At 69.2% G+C, this 20,218-nt stretch carries 22 protein-coding genes (1 of these 22 cut by a window edge); 8 read left to right on the forward strand and 14 right to left on the reverse strand.

Annotated elements, in window-relative coordinates; all coding sequences use genetic code 11:
- Positions 1-517, forward strand: partial view of an anhydro-N-acetylmuramic acid kinase gene (locus F620_RS0101805; RefSeq protein WP_081621738.1) — the 3' end only. Its footprint begins 596 nt before the window's first position; only the last 517 of its 1,113 coding nucleotides appear in the window; its start codon lies beyond the left edge, outside the window; its stop codon occupies positions 515-517.
- A gap of 65 nt (positions 518-582) precedes the next feature.
- Here F620_RS0101805 and erpA read toward each other — a convergent pair whose 3' ends face one another.
- From erpA to argC, 4 genes are all read right to left on the reverse strand, one after another.
- Positions 583-966 carry an iron-sulfur cluster insertion protein ErpA gene (gene erpA, locus F620_RS0101810; RefSeq protein WP_018870629.1) on the reverse strand — a complete coding sequence of 128 codons (384 nt, stop codon included), beginning with the start codon at positions 964-966 and terminating at the stop codon, positions 583-585.
- A 54-nt stretch (positions 967-1,020) separates the two neighbouring features.
- A complete protein-coding gene (locus tag F620_RS0101815; protein WP_019569252.1) occupies positions 1,021-1,455 on the reverse strand; it encodes a polymer-forming cytoskeletal protein in 435 nt (144 codons plus the stop codon).
- Positions 1,452-2,126: a DUF6776 family protein gene (locus F620_RS0101820; protein WP_231372011.1), complete on the reverse strand. Its 675-nt coding sequence runs from the start codon at positions 2,124-2,126 to the stop codon at positions 1,452-1,454. The genes F620_RS0101815 and F620_RS0101820 overlap by 4 nt, the downstream gene beginning before the upstream one ends.
- Before the next feature lie 72 nt (positions 2,127-2,198).
- Entirely contained in the window at positions 2,199-3,251 is a 1,053-nt protein-coding gene (gene argC, locus F620_RS0101825) for an N-acetyl-gamma-glutamyl-phosphate reductase (RefSeq protein WP_019569254.1), read from the reverse strand.
- Between the two features lie 98 nt (positions 3,252-3,349).
- Here argC and F620_RS0101830 point away from each other — a divergent pair, with 98 nt between their 5' ends.
- Together F620_RS0101830 and F620_RS0101835 are read left to right on the forward strand one after the other, a co-directional pair.
- Positions 3,350-3,868: a peroxiredoxin gene (locus F620_RS0101830; RefSeq protein ID WP_018870633.1), complete on the forward strand. Its 519-nt coding sequence runs from the start codon at positions 3,350-3,352 to the stop codon at positions 3,866-3,868.
- Positions 3,869-3,930: 62 nt separating this feature from the next.
- On the forward strand, positions 3,931-4,446 hold the full coding sequence (locus F620_RS0101835) for a CopD family protein (protein WP_019569255.1): 516 nt from the start codon (positions 3,931-3,933) through the stop codon (positions 4,444-4,446).
- Positions 4,447-4,464: 18 nt separating this feature from the next.
- Here the strand turns inward: F620_RS0101835 and ptsP are convergent, their stop codons facing one another.
- Positions 4,465-6,744 (reverse strand): phosphoenolpyruvate--protein phosphotransferase, encoded by a 2,280-nt coding sequence (ptsP, locus tag F620_RS0101840; protein ID WP_019569256.1) that lies wholly within the window; start codon positions 6,742-6,744, stop codon positions 4,465-4,467.
- A gap of 23 nt (positions 6,745-6,767) precedes the next feature.
- Positions 6,768-7,301, reverse strand: a complete 534-nt coding sequence (locus tag F620_RS0101845; protein WP_196799382.1) for an RNA pyrophosphohydrolase — start codon at positions 7,299-7,301, stop codon at positions 6,768-6,770.
- Positions 7,302-7,408: 107 nt separating this feature from the next.
- Between F620_RS0101845 and F620_RS0101850 the strand changes: the two genes are divergently transcribed.
- From F620_RS0101850 to F620_RS0101860, 3 genes are read left to right on the forward strand one after another with little or no spacing between them, the layout of a single operon-like run.
- Positions 7,409-7,657 carry a PP0621 family protein gene (locus tag F620_RS0101850; protein WP_019569257.1) on the forward strand — a complete coding sequence of 83 codons (249 nt, stop codon included), beginning with the start codon at positions 7,409-7,411 and terminating at the stop codon, positions 7,655-7,657.
- A 26-nt stretch (positions 7,658-7,683) separates the two neighbouring features.
- On the forward strand, positions 7,684-9,297 hold the full coding sequence (locus F620_RS0101855) for a PAS domain-containing sensor histidine kinase (protein WP_019569258.1): 1,614 nt from the start codon (positions 7,684-7,686) through the stop codon (positions 9,295-9,297).
- Positions 9,294-10,748 (forward strand): sigma-54 dependent transcriptional regulator, encoded by a 1,455-nt coding sequence (locus F620_RS0101860; RefSeq protein WP_019569259.1) that lies wholly within the window; start codon positions 9,294-9,296, stop codon positions 10,746-10,748. The genes F620_RS0101855 and F620_RS0101860 overlap by 4 nt, the downstream gene beginning before the upstream one ends.
- On the opposite strand, the gene F620_RS0101865 is transcribed toward F620_RS0101860, so the two are convergent.
- Genes F620_RS0101865 through leuS form a run of 8 tightly spaced genes read right to left on the reverse strand, consistent with a single transcriptional unit; the run spans position 10,749 to position 18,393 of the window.
- Positions 10,749-11,363: a nucleoside triphosphate pyrophosphatase gene (locus F620_RS0101865; RefSeq protein ID WP_018870640.1), complete on the reverse strand. Its 615-nt coding sequence runs from the start codon at positions 11,361-11,363 to the stop codon at positions 10,749-10,751.
- Between the two features lie 17 nt (positions 11,364-11,380).
- Positions 11,381-11,851: a 23S rRNA (pseudouridine(1915)-N(3))-methyltransferase RlmH gene (gene rlmH / locus F620_RS0101870; protein ID WP_018870641.1), complete on the reverse strand. Its 471-nt coding sequence runs from the start codon at positions 11,849-11,851 to the stop codon at positions 11,381-11,383.
- 15 nt (positions 11,852-11,866) lie between these two features.
- On the reverse strand, positions 11,867-12,271 hold the full coding sequence (gene rsfS, locus F620_RS0101875; RefSeq protein ID WP_026279561.1) for a ribosome silencing factor: 405 nt from the start codon (positions 12,269-12,271) through the stop codon (positions 11,867-11,869).
- 11 nt (positions 12,272-12,282) lie between these two features.
- The gene (gene nadD / locus F620_RS0101880) at positions 12,283-12,930 is read right to left on the reverse strand and encodes a nicotinate-nucleotide adenylyltransferase (RefSeq protein ID WP_018870643.1); all 648 of its coding nucleotides are present in this window, start codon (positions 12,928-12,930) and stop codon (positions 12,283-12,285) included.
- 21 nt (positions 12,931-12,951) lie between these two features.
- Positions 12,952-14,256: a glutamate-5-semialdehyde dehydrogenase gene (locus F620_RS0101885; protein ID WP_019021399.1), complete on the reverse strand. Its 1,305-nt coding sequence runs from the start codon at positions 14,254-14,256 to the stop codon at positions 12,952-12,954.
- A gap of 3 nt (positions 14,257-14,259) precedes the next feature.
- Positions 14,260-15,291 carry a DNA polymerase III subunit delta gene (holA, locus tag F620_RS0101890; RefSeq protein ID WP_019569260.1) on the reverse strand — a complete coding sequence of 344 codons (1,032 nt, stop codon included), beginning with the start codon at positions 15,289-15,291 and terminating at the stop codon, positions 14,260-14,262.
- Between the two features lies 1 nt (position 15,292).
- A complete protein-coding gene (lptE, locus tag F620_RS0101895; RefSeq protein ID WP_019021401.1) occupies positions 15,293-15,805 on the reverse strand; it encodes an LPS assembly lipoprotein LptE in 513 nt (170 codons plus the stop codon).
- Entirely contained in the window at positions 15,802-18,393 is a 2,592-nt protein-coding gene (leuS, locus tag F620_RS0101900) for a leucine--tRNA ligase (RefSeq protein WP_019569261.1), read from the reverse strand. Before leuS ends, lptE begins: the two co-directional genes overlap by 4 nt.
- A gap of 189 nt (positions 18,394-18,582) precedes the next feature.
- Between leuS and F620_RS0101905 the strand changes: the two genes are divergently transcribed.
- Complete coding sequence (locus tag F620_RS0101905; protein ID WP_018870648.1) at positions 18,583-19,425, forward strand: DUF2189 domain-containing protein; 843 nt, start codon at positions 18,583-18,585, stop codon at positions 19,423-19,425.
- A gap of 190 nt (positions 19,426-19,615) precedes the next feature.
- Complete coding sequence (locus F620_RS0101910) at positions 19,616-20,185, forward strand: zinc ribbon-containing protein (protein ID WP_019569262.1); 570 nt, start codon at positions 19,616-19,618, stop codon at positions 20,183-20,185.
- Positions 20,186-20,218: the final 33 nt, after the last annotated feature.

The raw sequence follows: 20,218 nt of genomic DNA on the forward strand, positions 1-20,218 counted from the left end.
GCGGCACCACCGGGGCTGCCAATATGACGCGGACGGGGCATGGGCGCGCACCGGGCAGGTGCACCCGGAACTGCTGCAGGCCCTGCTGGCGGACCCCTACTTCCAGCGTCCGCCGCCCAAGAGCACCGGGCCCGAACATTTTTCGCCCGCGTGGCTCGTGGCTCGAGGCGGGCAAACGCTGTCCACCGCGAAGCCGGCGGACGTGCAGGCAACCCTGGCCGAGCTGACGGCACACGCGATCGCCCGGGAACTCGTGCGACCGGGCAACGCACCGGAAGACGTACTGATCTGCGGAGGGGGCGCGCGTAACGGCTTTCTGCTGGAACGGCTCGCGGCCGCCCTGCCGCAGACCCGGATCGAACTCACCGATGCCTGCGGCATTCCGGCGGAACAGGTCGAAGGCGCCGCTTTTGCATGGCTGGCGTTCCGGACCCTGCATCATCAGAGCGGAAACCTGCCGGCGGTCACCGGGGCCCGCGGCCCCCGCATCCTCGGGTGCGTGATCCCCGGGGGATAAATGGCATGAAAAAGGCCCGGTCCGTTGCCGGACCGGGCCTGTAGTGCGCGGATCTGGCCGCCGGGTCAGACCGAGAAGCTGGAACCGCAGCCGCAGGTGGTGGTCGCGTTCGGGTTGCGGATCACGAACTGGGCGCCTTCGAGGCCTTCGGTGTAGTCAATCTCGGCGCCGGCCAGGTACTGGAAGCTCATCGGATCGATCAGCAGGGTCACCCCGCCGTTCTCGACCACGGTGTCGCCATCGCCGACGGTCTCGTCAAAGGTGAAGCCGTACTGGAAACCGGAGCAGCCGCCACCGCTGACGAAGACGCGGAGCTTGAGGTTGTCGTTGTTCTCCTCCTCGATCAGCCCCTTCACCTTGCTTGCGGCGGCATCGGTAAACACCAGCGGGCTGGGGATGTCCATGTCATCCGTCTCGGCCTGCGCGTTGGACGTCATCGTTTCGGACATGCGGTGTCTCCTGTGATCATTTCGTTGCCAAGCTATGAAGTCTGACCGCCGGAGTCAAGAATCGTTACGCGTCGTAAGCGTGTCATCGGTCAGGGCGGTCAATGATGCCTCGCCTTCCAGCGCGGCGTCCGCATCCCGACGCCGCAGCTGTCCGTCCACCGAGGCGCCTTCCGCCATCTGCAGCACGCTGTAATAGAGATTTCCCTCCAGCCGCGCCTTCTCGCCCAGCTCCACGTGCTCTCCGGCATGGACATCGCCGCGCACGCTGCCGTTCAATACCAGATGCGGCACCGCGACCTGCCCTTCGATCTGCCCCTTCTCGTCGACCACCAGCACCGCGGAGCCGTCGGTCGAAGCCCGCACGTCTCCGACGATCCGGCCTTCAAGATGCAGCCCGCCGCTGAATTCCAGGTCGCCGTGGATCGCGGTGTTCTCGCCGATCAGGGTGTCGACCCGGCGGGCCCGTTGCCTGCGCTTGCGTCCCATCATTCACTCGCCCTCCGGGCCGCGGCCCATCCTCTTGTCTCTTCGATCCGGTCCGGCCCGTCCTCTTCGGGGTCCACTCTAATGGACAGCCGTTGCGGGCCGAAACCCTCCGGCAGCACCAGGCGCACCCGGACCGTGCGCAGGAATCGCAGATCAAAGCTGCGCCCGGACTGCAGGTCCGGCCCCAGGTCGTCGGTCCCCTGACTCACGCGCTCCCCGTCGCGTTCGCCTTCCAGCTCCAGGTCCCAGCTCACCGGGACCTCTCCGCGCAGACCGGCGCGGTGCACCTGGAAAATCAGTTCGTATTCACCCTCGATGCCGGTCTCGTGCACCGCGATATTGCGCAGCCCGATGCGGTCGCCTCCGGCATCGTCCGCCAGCCGCTGGTAGAACGCCAGCTCTTCGCGCAGCACCAGCAGTTCGGCTTCGCGGGCTTCGGCATCGCGCCGGCAGGCCGCGAGTTCCGCCTCGGCCACCTCACGGTGCCGCTCGCTGCGCAGCCGCTCGCGCACGGCCGCGTCACGCTCCTGCGCAAGTTCCTGCAAGGCCGTTTGCAGTTCGAGCAGACGCGCGTCCCGCTCACGGGTCACCTCCGTCGACTGCGGAACTCCGGCGTTCAACCACCACCATACGCCCGCCGCACCCACCATCATCAGCACGAGAACGGGCGCCACCGCGCGGCGCAGGGGGTGCCCCCGCAACCGTCGCGGGGCGGGAACCCGCGGACGCCGTCGCCATCGCATGGATCAGGGGAAGGCCGGAACCAGTTCCAGCCCCTCCGTTTCCGGGCGTCCCAGCATCAGATTCATGTTCTGCACGGCCTGCCCTGCCGCACCCTTGACCAGGTTGTCGATGGCCGAAATCACCATGCGGCGGCCACTGTGCGGCGGCGTGGCCAGGGCCAGACGACACTGGTTGGTCCCCCGCACCGACGCAGTCTCCGGATGCGACCCCGACGGCATGACATCCACGAAAGGCTCGCCGGCGTAGCGTTCCCGGAACAGCGCCTCCCAGTCGCCGTCATCCAGCGGACGCAGATAGAGAGTGGCCAGGATCCCGCGCGTCATCGGCACCAGATGCGGCTGGAAGATCAGTCCCACATCCGTGCCGGCCACTTCCGCCAGCGTCTGATGGATCTCCGGCCAGTGCCGGTGTCCACCGCTGGCGTAGGCGCGGAAGTTCTCCTGCACCTCGGCGAACAGCCCGCCGATACGCGCCTGCCGGCCCGCTCCGCTGACCCCGCTCTTGGCATCCGCGATGATGTCGGACACATCCACCCGGTTGTTCTCGAGCAAGGGCAGAAGGGCCAGCGTCACCGCGGTGGGGTAGCAGCCCGGCACGGCGATCAGACGCGCCTCGGAGATGCGTCCGCGGTGCAGTTCGGGCAGGCCGTACACCGCCTCGCCCAGGTATTCCGGCGCCCCGTGCGGCTGGCCGTACCACCGGCTCCACAGCTCGGGATCGCGGATGCGGAAGTCCGCCGACAGGTCGATCACGCGCACGCCGCGCGCGAGCAGATCGCCGGCCATCGCATGGGCCACGCCGTGCGGCGTGGCGAAGAACACCACATCGCACTCCGCCAGCAGCTCCGGCTCCGGGGCCCGGAAGACCGCATCCAGCACCCCGCGCAGACTGGGGAACAGATCGGCGACCGGGGTGCCGTCCTCGCTGCGCGAGGTCACCGCGTGAAGCTCCACCGCCGGATGTCCGGCGAGGATGCGCAACAGTTCGACGCCGGCGTAGCCGGTGGCCCCGACCACCCCGACACGGGTGGGCTTGTTGTTGGTTACGGAAGTCATGCTGCGGCATGATACCGGCTCGCGCCCCGCGGCGGAACGCGGTACGCATTTCGAGGTCAGTAACAACGCCTCCTTGACGAGTCACGGGAACCGGAAACATGAGCAAGCTCAAACTGGACCGCAAGGCCGCGATCGGCGGCGTCTTCATCATCCTTGTGCTGATCGCGGTCGGCGCGGCATGGATCACCACCGGCGATGGCGTGCGCGAAGCCCCCGGCTTCGCCGCCACCAACTTGGAAGGCGAGGCGGTGTCACTCGACGACTATGACGGCCGCCCGGTCCTGATCTCCTTCTGGGCCACCGACTGCCCGGAATGCATCCGCGAAATCCCCACCCTCAATGAACTGCACGCCGATTTCCGTGACCGCGGATTCGATATCGTGGCCATCGCCATGGCGCACGACCGCGAAAGCCGGGTACGCTCGATGAGCGAGGATCGCGAGATCGCCTACACCGTCATCCACGACGAGGCCGGCGACCTGGCGAGCACCTGGGGCGGGGTTCGCCTGACACCGACCACGTTCCTGGTGTCGCCCCGCGGACGGATCGTTTACCAGAAGCTCGGCGAACCCGATTTCGACCAGATCCGCGACCACCTGGAGCGCTGGCTCTCCTGAGCCGGCGCCCGCGTCGGACACCCGGCCCGTAACGCCGCTGCGGGCGCAACAAGGACGCCACCATGCACGACGCCTACTCCTGGTTCCTCAGCCTTCATCTGATCTTCATGGTCACCTGGTTCGCGGGGCTGTTCTATCTGCCGCGGCTTTTCGTGTACCACGCAATGACCGAGGACGCGCCCGGCAACGAGCGCTTCAAGGTCATGGAACGCAAGCTGTTCTACGGGATCATGACACCGGGGGGGATCATCACGGTGATCTTCGGCGGCATCATGCTGGCTCTGGTGCCGGTGCACCTGGAACAGCCCTGGATGCACTTCAAGCTCACCCTGATCGCCCTGCTGATCGCCTATCACCTGTGGTGCGGCAAGCTGGTGGCGGATTTCGCCGCGGACCGCAACACCCGCGGCCACACCTGGTATCGCTGGTTCAATGAACTGCCGGTCACGGCACTGGTGGGCATCGTGATCCTGGCCGTCAACCGCTCGATCACCGATGCCCTGATCGGCATCGGCGCCATCCTGCTGCTGTTCGTGATCTCGGCCGCGGTGGCCGCCTGGCGCCGCGCGCGGAACTGACGCAGCCGCGTCGGCGGGTCAGGTCTTGCCGGCGCGCACCAGCCCGCCCAGCCCGGCCTGCACCAGCGCATTGTTGAGCAGGGAGCGGATCTGTTCCGGGTTTTCCAGCAGCCGGCACTGCGCCAGCAGGGCCTCGGCACGATCGGTGGAGAACGAACGGATCACCCACTTCACCCGCGGGATCGCCGAGACGCTCACGCTCAGGCTGTCGATCCCCATCCCCACCAGCAGGATCACCGCCGCCGGATCCGCCGCCATCTCGCCGCACACCGAGACCGGCTTGCCGGCCCGGTGCGCCCCCTCGGCGACCGCTTCCAGCGCACGGATGCAGGCCGGATGCAGGGTGTCGTAGAGGTTGGCGACGCGGGCGTTGTTGCGGTCCACCGCCAGCAGGTACTGCACCAGGTCATTGGTGCCCACCGACAGGAAGTCCACCCGCCGCGCGAGGGTCTCCGCCAGGTACACCGCGGCGGGGACCTCCACCATCACCCCGACCTTCGGCATCGGGATGCGGTAGCCCTCGTCCAGCAGTTCCTCGCGTGCCCGGTTGAGCAGGGCCATCGCCCCCTTGAGCTCGTCCAGCGCCGAGATCATCGGGAACAGGATCTGCAGGTTGTCGTGCTCGCGGCTCGCCCGCAGCATCGCCCGCAGCATCGCCCGCAGCTGGGTCAGGAAGATCTCCGGGTGGTCCAGCGAGATACGGATGCCGCGCCAGCCGAGGAAGGGGTTGTCTTCCTGCACCGGGAAGTACGGCAGCGCCTTGTCCCCGCCGATGTCCAGGGTCCGCAGGGTCACCGGCATCGGGTCGAAGGAGGCGACGATCTGCTCGTACAGCCGGACCTGCTCCTCCTCGCCGGGGAAACGGTCGCGGATCATGAACGGGACCTCGGTGCGGTACAGCCCGACGCCCTCGGCACCCGATTCCAGTGAAGGCTTGATGTCCGCCAGCAAGCCGGAGTTGGCCAGCACCGGCACCGGGTGGCCGTCGCGGGTCGCCGCGGGATCCCTGGCCAGCGCGCGCAGGTCCTCGGCCAGCTCGCGTTCCTCGCGCACCAGACGTTCGAACTCCGCGCGCAGCTCGGCATTCGGGTTCACGAACAGCCGGCCGCGATAGCCGTCCACCAGGATCTCGCGATCCTCCAGCCGCCCCACCGGCAGATCCGACACCCCCATCACCGCGGGCACGTTCAGCGCCCGCGCCAGGATGGCGATGTGCGAGGAGCCGGTGCCCTGGGCGGACACGATCGCGCCCAGACGCTCGATCGGCACCTCGGCCAGATGCGATGCGGTCAGGTCATCCCCCACCAGGATCCCGCCGTCGGGGAACTCGTCCTGGCTGCGATCCGCCGGCAGCAGATGCGACAGCACGCGGCGTCCGAGGTCACGCACATCCGCCGCGCGTTCGCGCAGGTAGGGGTCCTCCATGTCCTCGAACACCCGCACGCTCTCGCGCACGGTGTCGCGCAGCGCCGCCGGGGCCCACTGCCCGGCGGAGATCCGGCCCTCCGTCTTGTGCACCAGGGAATCCGAGCCCAGCAGCATCAGGTAGGCGTCGAACAGCACCTGCTCGTCCGGCCCCAGGGCCTCGCCCATGCGCTGCTTGAGGTCCTGGATCTCCTCGCGGGTATCGCTGACCGCCTGGCGGAAGCGTTCCAGCTCGGCCTCCGGGCCGGCCCCCTCGCGATCGGGGATGGAATCCAGATCCGCCAGCCGATAGGCCACCACGGCATGCCCGATGGCCACGCCCGGCGACCCCGGGATCCCCGTGGCCTCCACGTTCTGGTGACCGATCAGCGGGGTCTCGCTGGAGATCTCGTCGTTGAATTCGGCATAGGCGATCGCCCCGGCCAGCTGCGCGGCCAGGGTGATGAGGAAGGACACGTGCTCGTCGTCGAACCGGCGGGCCTCGCGCTGCTGCACCACCAGCACCCCCAGCATGCTGCGCTGGTGGATGATCGGCACGCCCAGGAAGGCGAGAAAGCGCTCTTCGCCGGTCTCCGGGAAATAGCGAAACCGCGGATGGTCCTGGGCGCTGTCGAGGTTGACCGGCTCCGCGCGTGACGCGACCAGCCCGACCAGACCCTCCGACGGGTCCATCTCCACCTGCCCCACCGATTCGGCATGCAGGCCTTCCGAGGCCATCAGCACCAGGCGCCCGGAGCTCGGCGACTTCAGGTAGATCGAGCAGACATCGATATCCAGCGCCGCCTTCACCCGGGTCACGATGATGTGCAGGGCCTCGAAGAAATCGGCCGCACCATTGACCTCCTGCACCACGCGGCGCAGGACCTGCAGCATGGAGGGCGGGTTCACGGGGGCGTTCAACGCGGCACCGCGGGCGGATTGCAGGATGGCGGTGCCGCATCGCCGTCGCGCTGCAGCTCGGGGAACATCAGTGGCACCAGTTCGCACAGCGCCCGGCGGTAGACATTGCGCTTGAAGTGCACCACTTCGCGCGCCGGCCGCCAGTAGTCAATCCAGCACCATGAATCGAACTCCGGCGTATCCATCGCATCCAGCATTACATTGCTCTCCTCGCCCGTCATGCGCAGCAGGAACCAGCGCTGTTTCTGCCCCACGCACACCGGGTTGCGATGCCGCCGGATCATGCGTTCCGGCAGCCTGTAGCGCAGCCACCGTCGGGTGCTGCCCAGCAGTTCCACATGCTCCGGCAGCAGCCCGGTCTCCTCGCGCAGTTCACGGAACAGGGCCTCTTCCGGCGTCTCGTCGGTGCGGATGCCGCCCTGCGGAAACTGCCAGGCGTCCTGACCCGCGCGCTTGCCCCAGAACAACTGCCGCTCCCGGTTGCACAGGATGATGCCTACATTGGGACGAAATCCATCGCAATCAATCACTTGCCGCAACCAGACGCTTCTCGTTTACCCGCATTGTTCCACACCCCCTGCAATGCGGCAAAGACCCGCGGAAGGCATGCGGGTGCACATTGTTTTAGACTCGCGGCATGAGGCTGCTCCTGCTGATCATTGCCATCGTTGCCATCTTTCTCGCCGTACGCACCCTCGTGCGCTCCAGCGGCGAGCGCCGCCGCGTGCGCCGCGACGAACCTCCGGAAAGCCTGCGCGAAAGTGGCGCCATGGTCCGCTGTGCCCACTGCGGGGTACACGTGCCAGAGGACCAGGCGGTTTGCGACGGCGACCTCTGCTACTGCTCGCGGCAACATGCCGACGCCGGACCTTCCGGCCGCGGCTGACCACCGTCACGGGGAACCCCTGATCGATGGTCATCGACAGCGACACCCAGCGCTCCAGTCGTCTGTACGCCCTGTACCGGGTGTTCGTCGCACTGGTCCTGCTCCTGATGGGCCTGTTCCCGGGCCTGCCGGTGGGCGTGGCCCCCGCGGTCCCCGAAGTCTATCCGGCACTGGCCGGCGGCTACCTGGTGTTCTCGGTATTCATGGCGACGTTTGCCGAACACTGCAACCGCGAACCCGAGCGCGTCGTACAGTTCCGCCGCATGATCCTGCTGGGCGGCACCGGGGATGCCGCGGGCCTGCTCGCCCTGATGGTGGTTGCCGGGGGCGTCCACACCGGCATCGGCCTGCTGCTGATCCCCGCGGTGATGGCCACCGCCCTGCTGTCGGCGGGTCGCCTGGGGCTCCCGCTGGCCGCTGCCGTGACCGCCGGCCTGCTGGGGGCAGAAGGCCTCGCCATCCTGATCACGCTGGGCGATCTCGACAGCCTGACCCAGGCCGGGTTGCTGGGGGCCGCGCTGCTGGCCGGCACCCTGCTGGCCCATCATTTCAGCCGGCGGGCCGACGAAAGCCGCGCCCAGCTCGAACAGCAGGAGGTCGATCTCGCCAGCCTGGCGGAACTCAACGCCCAGATCATCGCGCGCATGAGCGCCGGCGTGGTGGCAATCGATCCCCGGGGCTACATCCGCTCCATCAACGAGGCGGCGCGCCAGCTCCTCCCGCCCCGCCCGGGTCGACACCTGTCGTCGATCTCGCCGCGCCTGGCCCGGGCCGTGCGCGAATGGCAGGAAGAAACCGGGCCGGCCAGCCGCACCCGCCACCTGCCCGGCGACCAGGAACAGCCGGCCCTGCAAGTCCGCCTGGCCCCGCTGGGCAACCAGGGCGATCAGGGTACTCTGCTGATCCTGGAAGACGCCGCCGAACTGCGCCGCCAGGCCCAGGCAAGCAAGCTGCAGGCCCTCGGCCGCCTGACCGCCAGTATCGCGCACGAGATCCGCAACCCGCTGGGCGCGATCTCCCACAGCGCCCAGCTGCTGCGCGAATCGCCCGACCTTTCGGCACCCGACCAGCGCCTGCTGGCGATCATCGACAAGCAGAGCGACCGCGTGAACAGTCTGATCGCCAACGTCCTCAGCCTCTCGCGTCGCGAATCGGGCGAACGCCAGCGGCTCAACCTGCGCGACGAGCTCGAACGCTTCGCCGAGGAATTCTGCAGTGCGCTGCAGATACCGCGGGAATCACTGCACGTGAACGTGGAACCGGCGGACTCCGTGGTGCTGTTCGACCCGTCGCAGCTCAACCAGGTGCTGTGGAACCTGTGCGGCAATGCCCGGGTGCACGGCGACCACGACCGGCCCGACAGCCCGCCCATCATCCTGCGTGGCGGTTCCGGCCAGGTGGCCCGCGTGGTCAGCCTCGACGTGCTGGACGCCGGCCCCGGCATCGATCCGGAAACCGAGAAGGAGCTGTTCGAGCCCTTCGTCTCCGGCCATTCCGGCGGCTCCGGCCTGGGCCTGTACATCTCGCGCATGCTGTGCGAAAACAACGGGGCCTCGCTGGAATACGCGCATGCACCCTCCGGGGGCTGCTTCCGCATCCTGTTTGCCCCCGACGAACAACACCAGGGATCGGCGTCATGAGCATCAAGCACGTGCTGGTTGTCGACGATGAACCCGACATCTGCGAACTGCTGGAGATCACCCTCGCGCGCATGGGCCTGGAGGCCGAAACGGCCGGCGCGCTGGACCCGGCACGGCAGCTGCTGGCGCAGCGGGACTTCGACCTCTGCCTGACCGACATGCGCCTGCCGGACGGGGACGGGCTGGACCTGGTGCGTCACATCCAGACCACCCGCCCGGAGCTGCCGGTGGCGGTCATCACCGCGCACGGCAGTGTCGATACGGCGGTGCAGGCCCTCAAACTGGGCGCCTTCGACTTCGTCAGCAAGCCGGTCGACCTCAAGCAGCTGCGCGAACTGATCGACAGCGCCCTGCGCATGGAATCCGCGCCGGCCACGGAGGCGGCGTGCGGCTCGACGCCGACCCGCTGCAGCACGACCGAAGACCCCGACAGCCCGCTGCTGGGCGACTCCGAACCCATGCAGAAACTGCGCGCCACCATCCGCAAGCTGGCGCGCTCCCAGGCGCCGGTGTTCATCGCCGGAGAATCCGGTTCCGGCAAGGAACTGGTGGCGCGCGAAATCCATCGACTGGGGCCGCGCGCCGAGCGCCCCTTCGTGCCGGTGAACTGCGGCGCGATCCCGGCGGAACTGATGGAGAGCGAGTTCTTCGGCCACCGCAAGGGCGCCTTCACCGGGGCCACCCAGGACCACCCCGGGCTGTTCCAGGCGGCCGAGGGCGGCACCCTGTTCCTGGACGAGGTCGCCGACCTGCCGCTGGCGATGCAGGTCAAGTTGCTGCGCGCGATCCAGGAGCGCGCGATCAAGCCGGTCGGCGGCTCGCGGGAGATCCCGGTGGACGTGCGCATCCTGTCGGCGACCCATCACGACCTCGAGCGCGCCGTGCGCGAAGGCCGTTTCCGCCAGGACCTCTATTACCGTCTCAACGTGATCGAACTGCGGGTCCCGCCGCTGCGCGAACGCGACGGCGACATCCCCGGCCTGGCCACCGTGATGCTGCAGCGAATCGCCGAACAATGGGGCCTGGAGGCCCGCGAACTCGCCCCGGACGCGCAGGAGCTGCTGGAGCGCCACCCCTTCCCGGGTAACGTGCGGGAGCTGGAGAACATCCTGGAGCGCGCCGCCACCCTCGCGGAGGGCGCGGCGATCCACGCCGACAACATCGATCTCCCGGCCACCGCCCCGACCCCGGGGGACAACGGCGAGGACCGCCGCGCCGGCCCCGGCGCACACAACCCGGGCACCCCGCCTCCCTGGGTGCAGGAGCGCCGCACCCCGCCGTCGATCCGCTACGAGGATGTGGGCCTGGACGATCACCTCGCCGACCAGGAGCGCCAAGCGATCGAGACCGCCCTGCACCAGACCGGCGGCAACCGCACCGCGGCCGCGCGGCTGCTGGGGCTCAGTTTCCGCCAGCTGCGCTACCGGCTGAAGAAACTCGGAATCGAATAGTCAGGCTCGGGCGGGCGGGTCCTCCAGGTCATTCAGCCACTGCTCCAGCTCGAACAGGGGCAGGCCGATCACGTTGCTGCAGGAACCGTCGATGCGTTCGACAAAGGCCGCGCCCCGCCCCTGCAGGGCATACCCCCCCGCCTTGTCGCGCGGCTCGCCACTGGCCCAGTAGGCCGCGATGTCGCGGGTGTCCAGCGGGCGCATCCATACCCGCGTCTCGCCGCGCCCGGTGCGCACCGGGCCGTCATCGCGCAGCAGTGCCATGCCGGTGATCACCCGGTGTTCGCGGCCGGACAGCCGCTGCAGCATGGCGGCGGCCGAAGCCTCGTCCGCGGGCTTGCCCAGCGCCTCCCCGTCGATCGTCACGACCGTATCGGCCGCCAGCACCCACTGCCCCCGGCGGGCGTGGCCACGCGCGGCTTCCGCCTTGACCGCCGCGAGGCGCTCGACCAGTGCCCCGGGCTCCTCGTCGGGCGCGGCGGTCTCGTCCACGTCCATGGCCGCCACCTCGTGCACCACGCCGATCTGCGTCAGCAGTTCACGCCGGCGGGGAGACGCCGAGGCCAGCAGCAGGGGCAGGGCGTCGGGGCGGTTTCCGGGAGCGGCAAAGGACATGGCGGATGCCGCGCGACTCAGGCGCGGTGATAGGGATGATTGTTGAGCAACGACCAGGCGCGGTAGAGCTGCTCCGCCACCAGCACCCGCACCAGCATGTGCGGGAAGGTCAGCGGCGACAGCGACCAGGCCCACTCGGCCCGCTCGCGCACGGTGGTATCCAGGCCGTCGGCGCCGCCGATCAGCAGCGCGACGTCGCGCCCGTCGTCCTGCCAGCCTGCCAGACGCTGCGCCAGTCCGCGGGTGTCCACCTCACGGCCGCGTTCATCCAGGGTGATGATCCGGGCACCCTCGGGCACCGCCTTGAGCAGGGCCTCGCCCTCGCGCCGCAGGCGGGTCGTGGCGTCCATGGATTTCGAACCCGCCGGGGTCGCCAGCGCGTGCAGCTGGAAACCCCATTCGCGGGGCAGCCGGTCCCGGTATTCGGCAAAGCCGGAGGCGACCCAGTCGGGCATGCGGCGGCCGATGGCGATCAGATGCAGACGCATCGCCGGCGCTCCGCTTCAGCCGCGCAGCCGGCGGACCCGCTGCAGGCCGGGATCATCCTCCATGCCGCCATCGGCCCCGTCCCCCTCCGCGGCCTCTTCCTCGGCCAGCCACAGCTTTTCCAGGTTGTAGAAATCGCGGGTCTCGGGGAGCATCACGTGGACGATCACGTCGTTGAGATCGACCAGGACCCATTCCTGGCCCTCCTGGCCCTCCACGCCCAGCGGCTGGATGCCACGGTGCTTGGCCTCGGTCGCCACGTTCTCGGCGGTGGACTGCACGTGGCGCCCGGAGGTCCCCGAGGCGATCACGATGAAATCGGCCAGGGTGGTCTTGCCGCGCACGTCGATGCTGCGGATGTTGCGGGCCTTCATGTCCTCGAGCGCCTCGATGGTCAGCTCCAGCAACTGTTCGCTGTTCATGGTCTCGGATGTCATATCGATGCGTTTCCTGCGGCGGACCGGTAAAGCCCGCGCTCCTGTATGTAGCGTTCGACCGCCCCGGGCAGCAGGAAGCGGGGGCTGGTCCCCTCGCGCAGCTGGGCCCGGATGGCGGTAGCGGAGATATCCAGCTGGGTCACCGGTTGGAAGTACACCCGGCCGGCCGGACTCGCCCGCAACACGGCGGGATCGTCAGTGACCGCGCCTCCCGGGCCGTCGCCCAGGTCCTGCGAGGCGGGGCTTCCGGGGCGATGCGACACCGCCACGTGCGCCAGCTCGAACAGGGTCTCCCAGCGGTGCCAGGACGACAGGCCGGCGAAGGCATCCATGCCCATGATCAGCACCAGCGGCACATCGTCACCCAGCTCCCGGCGGAAGGTCAGCAGGGTGTCCACGGTGTAGGACGGCCCGGTGCGGTCCAGCTCGCGCCGGTCGGCGACGAACCCCTCCACACCGGCCACCGCGCGCTCCACCATGGCCAGGCGGTCCTCGCCCGAAGTCCCGGGGCTGGCGCGATGAGGCGGCACGTGGCAGGGCACGAAGTGCACCCGTTCCAGCCCCAGGTGCTGTTGCACCTCCAGCGCCGGGCGCAGATGACCGAAATGGATCGGGTCGAAGGTCCCGCCGAGGATCCCGATCAAGCCGCCACCTTCCCGCCGCGCTCAGTCACGCACATGGCCGTCGCCAAACACGATGTATTTCAGGGTGGTCAGGCCGTGCAGCCCCACCGGCCCGCGCGCGTGCAGCTTGTCGGTGGAGATCCCGATCTCCGCGCCCAGCCCGTACTCGAAGCCGTCGGCGAAGCGGGTGGAGGCATTGACCATCACCGAACTGGAATCCACCGCGCGCAGGAAGCGCCGCGCATGCCCCCAGTTTTCGGTCACGATGCTGTCGGTGTGGTGCGATCCCCAGGTGTTGATGTGCTGGATCGCCGCGTCCAGATCATCGACCACGCGGATCGCCAGGATCGGCCCCAGGTATTCGGCCGCCCAGTCCTCCTCGCCAGCCTCGGCGACCTCCGGCCCGCCGTCGGCCAGCACCGCGCGGGTGCGGGCGCAGCCGCGCAGGCTGACCCCCAGCCCGTCCAGTTCGGCCGCCACCGCCGGCAGGAAACCCTCGGCACGGTCGGCGTGCACCAGCAGGGTCTCCATGGTGTTGCAGGTCCCGTAGCGCTGGGTCTTGGCGTTCACCGCCACCGCCTGCGCCTTGTCCGGGTCCGCCGCGGCGTCCACGTACACGTGGCACACCCCGTCGAGGTGCTTGATCACCGGGATGCGCGACTCCTGGCTGATACGTTCGATCAGGCCCTTGCCGCCGCGTGGCACGATCACATCCACGTACTCGGGCATGCGCAGCAGCGCGCCCACCGCGGCACGGTCGGTGGTGTCGACGATCTGCACCGCCTCGCGCGGCAGCCCCGCGGTCGCCAGTCCGGACTGGATAATGCCGGCCAGCGCGCGATTGGAATGCGCCGCCTCGGAGCCCCCGCGCAGGATGGCCGCATTGCCCGACTTCAGGCACAGCGCCGCCGCGTCGATGGTCACATTGGGACGTGATTCATAGATGATGCCGATCACCCCCAGCGGCACCCGCATCTGACCCACCTGGATCCCGCTCGGCTGATAGGCCATGTCGGTGATCGTACCCACCGGGTCCGGCAGACCCGCGACCTGGCGGCAGCCCTCGATCATGGTGTCGATGCGCGCATCGGTCAGCGCCAGACGGTCCAGCATCGCCGCGTCCAGCCCGCGGGCACGCCCCGCCTCCAGGTCGCGCTCGTTGGCCTCGGCCAGCTCCGCGCGACGTTCGGCGATCCCCTCGGCGATGGCCTGCAGCGCCGCGTTCTTGGCACCCGGTTCAGCCTCGGCCATGTGGCGCGAGGCGGCGCGGGCGGCGCGGCCCAGGGCCTGCATGCGCTCGAACAGGTCGGCGTCGATGGCGTTGTCTTCGTCGGTCACGGCATTCATGGTTCAGACGGTCTCGAGTTCGGGCACGGAAAGGGTGAGCGGTTGCCCGGCGATCCGGGCCACCAAGTCTAGCAACAGCCGCCGCGGGCTGCCGGATTCCTGCCCCTTGATCACCCGGTCCACGCGGGCGGCCAGGCACAGGATGTCACGCGCCCGCGCCACGTCCAGGCGTCCCGCCGCCAGGCGCAGGGCCTTTTGCTGATCGCCGAAGCTGCCCTGGAAGGCGTCGCGGTCGTTCGCCCCGGCGGCCCGGCGTTCCAGGGCTTGCACCAGCAGCCGGGCATCGCGCGCCAGCGCCCACAGGATCAGCGGCTCGGGCTGACCTTCGTCCAGCAGCCCCTCCAGCATGCGCAGGGCGCGGCCGGTCTCGCCGCGCAGGGCGGCCGCCGACAGGCCGAACAGGTCGAAGCGCGCGGCATCCGCGGTGGACTCGGACAGGGTCTCCAGATCGATCTCCCGCACGCCCGCCAGCGACAGCTTTTCGATCTCCTGGCGCGCGGCCAGCAGATTCCCCTCCACCCGGGCGGCCAGCAGCTGCAGGGCCTCGTCGGTAATCCGCAACCCGTGGCGGGCCAGACGTTCGCGGATCCAGCCGCCCAGGCGATCCGGCGGTACCGGCCGCGCATGCACCACCACCGCAGCCGACTCCATGGCCTTGAACCAGGCGGCCCGGCGCATGTCGCGATCCGGGCGCGGCAATTGCAACAGCAGCACGATGTCGGGCTCCGGTGCGGCGGCGTATGCCTTCAGCCGTTCGCCGCCCTCGCGCCCGGGCTTGCCGGTCGCCAGACGCAGGTCCACCAGCGTGCGGCTGGCGAACAGCGAGCGGTCACGCAGCGCCGCATCCAGCGCGGACCAGTCCGACTGGGCGGAGAGATCCAGCACCGTGCGCTCGTCGAAGCCCTGCTCGCGCGCGGCGGCGCGGATCGCATCGGCGGCCTCGATGGTCTGCAGCGGTTCCTCGCCCAGCAGCATGTACAGCGGGGCCACGCCCTTGCGCAGGGACTGATCGATGCGTCCCGGATCGACGGCCATGTCAGTCCTCGCCCCCCCCGGTCAGGGCTCGCACCCGACGCTGCAGCAGGGCCACCAGATCGCGGTTCATGGTGGCCCGCAGGTCCTCCTCGCGCTCCGAGCGGCTGAGCACGGCGGTCTCGTCATAGACGTAAGTGCGGGACGCACGCAGCGGTTCGAGATCCATCGCTTCACCATCGGCCGGGCGCAGGCGCACGCGCAGGCTGCGGGTCAGTTCGTACTCGCTGACCCGCGCCTGATCGGACACCGACAGCGCGCGCCGCGAATCATCCACCGAGCGGATCTCCAAGGTCGCGCCCCGCTCTTCCGGGCGCTCGTCCACGATCTCGATCCCGGAGGCACGCAGGCCCCGGGCCAGTTCCTGGTACAGGGAGTCTCGCGGCTGCAGGCCGCGGATCTCCACCGGGTCCAGTTCCGCCGGCCAGCCCCCGGTGCCGCGCAGCTGGAACCCGCAGGCGGCCAGCGAGGCCGTCAGCACGAGCACCGCCAGCAGACGCGGCAGGAACCGGGTCATTGCGGCTTGACCACGAAATTCACCAGGCGTCCGGGGACCACGATCACCTTCACGATGCCCTGCCCCTCGAGATGGCGCTGGACGTTTTCGTCCTCCCGCGCGATACGCTCCACGCTCTCGCGGTCCGCGCCGGCCGGTACCGCAATCTCCGCGCGGCGCTTGCCGTTGACCTGCACCGCCAGGGTCTCGCGGGCGGCCTGACGGGCAGCCTCGTCGACCTGCGGCCAGCGGGTATCGGCCACCAGCCCGTCATGGCCCAGCGCCTCCCACAGCACCTGGGTCACGTGCGGAATGATCGGAGCCAGCATGCGTACGATACCTTCGAGCACCTCCTGGCGGACCGCGATGGCGCCCTCGGCATCCTCCGGCAGCCGCCCGAGCTCGTTCAGCAGCTCCATGTTCGCCGCGACTGCGGTATTGAAGGTCTGGCGCCGACCGATGTCGTCGGTGACCTTGGCGATGGTGTCGTGCAACTTGCGCCGCAGCTCGGCCGCCGGTTCGGACAGGTTTTCGGGATCCAGCGGCGACGCCGCCGGGCCTCCGACATGTTCGCGCACCGTGCGCCACAGGCGGCGGATGAAGCGCTGCGCGCCCTCCACGCCGGAGTCGGACCATTCCAGCGACAGGTCCGGCGGGGCGGCGAACATGGTGAACAGCCGCGCGGTGTCGGCCCCGAAGCGCTCGATCAGCGCCTGCGGGTCCACGCCGTTGTTCTTCGACTTGGACATCTTCTCCATGCCGCCGATCGCCACCGGCTGCCCGTCTTCGCGATGGCGTGCGGCCTTCACCGAACCATCCTCCGCGCGTTCCAGTTCCACGTCGGCGGGGTTGATCCAGTCCTTCCCGCCATCGCCGCGGTCGCGGTAGAAGGTGGGCGCCACCACCATGCCCTGGGTCAGCAGCCGGGTGAACGGCTCGTCGGAGCCCACCAGCCCCTCGTCGCGCAGCAATTTATGGAAGAAGCGCGCATACAGCAGGTGCAGTACCGCGTGCTCGATGCCGCCGACATACTGATCCACCGGCAGCCAGTGATCGGCGCGCTCGTCGAGCATCGCCGTGTCGCTGTCGGCGCAGGCGTAGCGGGCGAAGTACCAGCTGGACTCGAAGAAGGTGTCGAAGGTATCGGTCTCGCGCCGTGCCGGCTTGCCGCATTGCGGGCAGGTCGCCTCGTAGAATTCCGGCATGCGCGCCAGCGGCGAGCCGGCCCCGTCCGGGATCACGTCCTCCGGCAGGCGCACGGGCAGATCCTCTTCCGGCACCGGCACCGCCCCGCAGTCGTCGCAGTGGATCACCGGGATCGGGCAGCCCCAGTAGCGCTGGCGCGAGATACCCCAGTCGCGCAGACGGTAGTTGCGCCGGCGCCGGCCCAGTCCGGCCTGCTCCAGATGATCGGCGATCGCGGCCTTCGCGGCCTCCGAATCCTGCCCGGTGAAATCTCCCGAGTTCACCAGCACGCCGGGTTCGGTGAACGCGGCGACCTGCACGTCGCACTCGCCCCCGTCGGCCGGGGCGATCACCTGGCGGATCGGCAGGCCATATTGCGTCGCGAACTCGTGGTCGCGCTCGTCGTGTGCCGGCACCGCCATCACCGCGCCGGTGCCGTATTCCATCAGCACGAAGTTGGCGACCCACACCGGGATGTCTTCGCCGGTCAGCGGGTGGCGGGCGGTGAAGCCCAGCGCGCGGCCCTTCTTCTCCATTGTGGCCAGGTCCGCCTCGGCCACCCCGCCCTGGCCGCACTCGTCCACGAACGCAGCCAGTTCCGGATCGTTCTGCGCCAGCGCCTGCACCGTGGGGTGCTCCGGCGCGAGCGCCATGTAGCTGACGCCGAACAGGGTGTCCGGGCGCGTGGTGAACACGTTCAGCGGCTCGCCGCCTTCCACCGCGAACTCCAGCTCCACACCCTCGGAACGCCCGATCCAGTTGCGCTGCATGGTGCGCACCTGATCCGGCCAGCCGTCCAGGTCGTCCAGGGCCTCCAGCAGCTCGTCTGCGTAGTCGGTGATGCGCAGGAACCACTGCGGCAGCTCGCGGCGCTCGACCGGCGCGCCGGAGCGCCAGCCGCGCCCCTCGATCACCTGCTCGTTGGCAAGCACGGTCTGATCCACCGGGTCCCAGTTCACGGTCGCCTTCTTGCGATAAACCAGGCCCTTCTTCAGCAGGCGCACGAACAGCCACTGCTCCCAACGGTAATAATCGGCATCGCAGGTCGCGAACTCGCGCGACCAGTCATAGGCAAAGCCCAGGCGCTGGAGCTGGGTGCGCATCTGCTCGATGTTCTGGCGCGTCCATGTCGCCGGCGGCACATTGTTCTGCATCGCCGCGTTCTCCGCCGGCAGGCCGAAGGCGTCCCAGCCCATCGGCTGCAGCACGCTCCTGCCCTGCATGCGCTGGAACCGCGCGATCACGTCGCCGATGGTGTAGTTGCGCACATGCCCCATGTGCAGCTTGCCCGACGGGTACGGGAACATCGACAGGCAGTAGAAGGGTTCTCCCGCGGCATCTTCCCGCGCCCGGAAACAGCCGGTCTCGTCCCAGCGACGCTGGACCTCGGTCTCCACCTGTTCCGGGGAATAATGCTCCTGCATGGGCCTCACCTGTGCTGTTTGCCGCCGCGAACGAAGAACCGCGCAGAATACCAGTCACCCCGCCCCCCTTCCAGACAGTCCCGGATCTGCCGAATGGTTCCGTCGCGCGCAACCGCAACGCCGCGCACGGCCATCTAGACTTCAGGATACATACCCTTGACGCATCGACCGATGCGAAGGAGGTGCAGCATGATCTCCCTGATCCAGCGCCGTTATCCGGACGACCTTTCCGAAATCCGCCCCCGCCACGGGTACGAGGAGGCGACGCCCGGCGTACGCCGGATCGAGGCCGGCCGCCCGCTGCGCTGGCTGAGTGCCGGCTGGAACGACCTGCGGCATGCCCCGGCCGGACTGCTGCACGGCCTGATGGTGACCGCGATCGGAGCCGTCATCATGGGTGTGCTCTGGTCCTGGCCGTGGGCCGGGGTCGCCGCCCTCACGGGCTTCCTTCTGGTCGGACCCGTCCTCGCCACCGGCCTCAACGGCCTGGCCCGGAGCATCGAACGGGGCGAGACCGTCGGCCTGCGCTCGGGCTTCGGCGCGCTGGAGGCAACCGGCGGTGCCATCTGGGCCTTCGCCGCCCTGCTGGCCTCGATCTTCCTGGCCTGGACCGCCTTCGTGTGGCTGTGGATGGGGGTCCTCAACGTCGGCCACGCCGGACTCCTGGGCCCGCTGCACGAGGCCCTTCCGGTCCTGCTGGGCAGCACCAGCGGACTGATCTCGCTGGCCGGCCTGGTCGTCGCCGGTGCCGCTCTCGCGGTCGTGGTTCTGGCGCTCTCGGTGGTCACGATCCCGACCCTGCTGGACCGCCGGACCGGACTCATGACGGCGATGGGCACCAGCCTGAAGGCCCTGCGCACCAGCCCGGCCGCCACCCTGATCTGGGCCGCGCTGATCACCGTTCTGTTCGCAGTCTCGGTGGCCACCGCTCTGCTGGCCCTGATCGTCGTGTTCCCCTGGCTGGGCTACGCCATGTGGCACGCCTACCGCGACCTGGTCGAACCCCCGGAGGAGGCGGCTCCGACGACCTGACGCAGGCCCCGTTACCGGCGCTCGCGGAGGCGTCGGCGGGTAACGGGGTATCACTCCACGGGGCGCACGCCCGGGCGGGGGCTGCGCCCCGTTCTGCATACGGGCGACAGGAAGACCCGGCCGCGCGCCCGTTTCGGGGCATGCTCGTGCTAACGTACCTCCGAGCACCGATCAATCCGGAGTGATGCCGATGAGCGACAAGAACAGGAATCCCGAGGGCGGGCAGGAAGAGGACCAGCATGAACGCGAATCGCGCCTGAGCGATGCCTACCACCGCATGCTGCACGAGGTCACCGAAGACCTCGAGAAACTGGAGGAACGCACCGGCAAGGCCATCAGCCAGGCGCTCGAGGGCGCACGCGACCGGGTACATAATGCCACCGACCTGACGCGCGAAGAGGCCCACGAGGTGATGGAGTACCTGCAGCGCGACCTGCAGGACCTGGGTGCCTACATCGATGCGCGCAGCGAGGACTGGCGCAGCTGGCTGCGCATCGACATCGGCCTGATCGAGGCCAGCATCAAGAACGCCCTCGAGCGCATCGCCGATCGCACCCGGGTGGAGATCACCGAGCTGACGGCCCGCGCGCAGGTGATGGGCGAGTGGCACACCGGCGAGATCACCGGCCCGGGCGAACTGGTCTGCAAGCACTGCGGCCACCCGCTGCACATGGAAAGGGTCGGCCGCATTCCGCCCTGCGCGCAGTGTCACCACACGGCGTTTCACCGCGGACCGCCGCCGGAGGCCGACGCCGGCTGAGATCCGCGGTGCCGGGGCAGCCCGGGTCGAGTG

It is taken from the genome of Thioalkalivibrio sp. ALE11, assembly GCF_000381205.1.
Classification (GTDB): Bacteria; Pseudomonadota; Gammaproteobacteria; order Ectothiorhodospirales; family Ectothiorhodospiraceae; genus Thioalkalivibrio.

Excerpts from the sequence above, each read along its gene's own strand:
- erpA (WP_018870629.1), bottom strand. The coding sequence starts at position 966 with ATGTCCGAAACGATGACGTCCAACGCGCAGGCCGAGACGGATGACATG.
- F620_RS0101815 (WP_019569252.1), bottom strand. The coding sequence starts at position 1,455 with ATGATGGGACGCAAGCGCAGGCAACGGGCCCGCCGGGTCGACACCCTG.
- argC (WP_019569254.1), bottom strand. The coding sequence starts at position 3,251 with ATGACTTCCGTAACCAACAACAAGCCCACCCGTGTCGGGGTGGTCGGG.
- F620_RS0101830 (WP_018870633.1), top strand. The coding sequence starts at position 3,350 with ATGAGCAAGCTCAAACTGGACCGCAAGGCCGCGATCGGCGGCGTCTTC.
- F620_RS0101835 (WP_019569255.1), top strand. The coding sequence starts at position 3,931 with ATGCACGACGCCTACTCCTGGTTCCTCAGCCTTCATCTGATCTTCATG.
- ptsP (WP_019569256.1), bottom strand. The coding sequence starts at position 6,744 with ATGCTGCAGGTCCTGCGCCGCGTGGTGCAGGAGGTCAATGGTGCGGCC.
- F620_RS0101850 (WP_019569257.1), top strand. The coding sequence starts at position 7,409 with ATGAGGCTGCTCCTGCTGATCATTGCCATCGTTGCCATCTTTCTCGCC.
- F620_RS0101855 (WP_019569258.1), top strand. The coding sequence starts at position 7,684 with ATGGTCATCGACAGCGACACCCAGCGCTCCAGTCGTCTGTACGCCCTG.
- F620_RS0101860 (WP_019569259.1), top strand. The coding sequence starts at position 9,294 with ATGAGCATCAAGCACGTGCTGGTTGTCGACGATGAACCCGACATCTGC.
- F620_RS0101865 (WP_018870640.1), bottom strand. The coding sequence starts at position 11,363 with ATGTCCTTTGCCGCTCCCGGAAACCGCCCCGACGCCCTGCCCCTGCTG.
- rlmH (WP_018870641.1), bottom strand. The coding sequence starts at position 11,851 with ATGCGTCTGCATCTGATCGCCATCGGCCGCCGCATGCCCGACTGGGTC.
- rsfS (WP_026279561.1), bottom strand. The coding sequence starts at position 12,271 with ATGAACAGCGAACAGTTGCTGGAGCTGACCATCGAGGCGCTCGAGGAC.
- F620_RS0101885 (WP_019021399.1), bottom strand. The coding sequence starts at position 14,256 with ATGAATGCCGTGACCGACGAAGACAACGCCATCGACGCCGACCTGTTC.
- holA (WP_019569260.1), bottom strand. The coding sequence starts at position 15,291 with ATGGCCGTCGATCCGGGACGCATCGATCAGTCCCTGCGCAAGGGCGTG.
- lptE (WP_019021401.1), bottom strand. The coding sequence starts at position 15,805 with ATGACCCGGTTCCTGCCGCGTCTGCTGGCGGTGCTCGTGCTGACGGCC.
- leuS (WP_019569261.1), bottom strand. The coding sequence starts at position 18,393 with ATGCAGGAGCATTATTCCCCGGAACAGGTGGAGACCGAGGTCCAGCGT.
- F620_RS0101905 (WP_018870648.1), top strand. The coding sequence starts at position 18,583 with ATGATCTCCCTGATCCAGCGCCGTTATCCGGACGACCTTTCCGAAATC.
- F620_RS0101910 (WP_019569262.1), top strand. The coding sequence starts at position 19,616 with ATGAGCGACAAGAACAGGAATCCCGAGGGCGGGCAGGAAGAGGACCAG.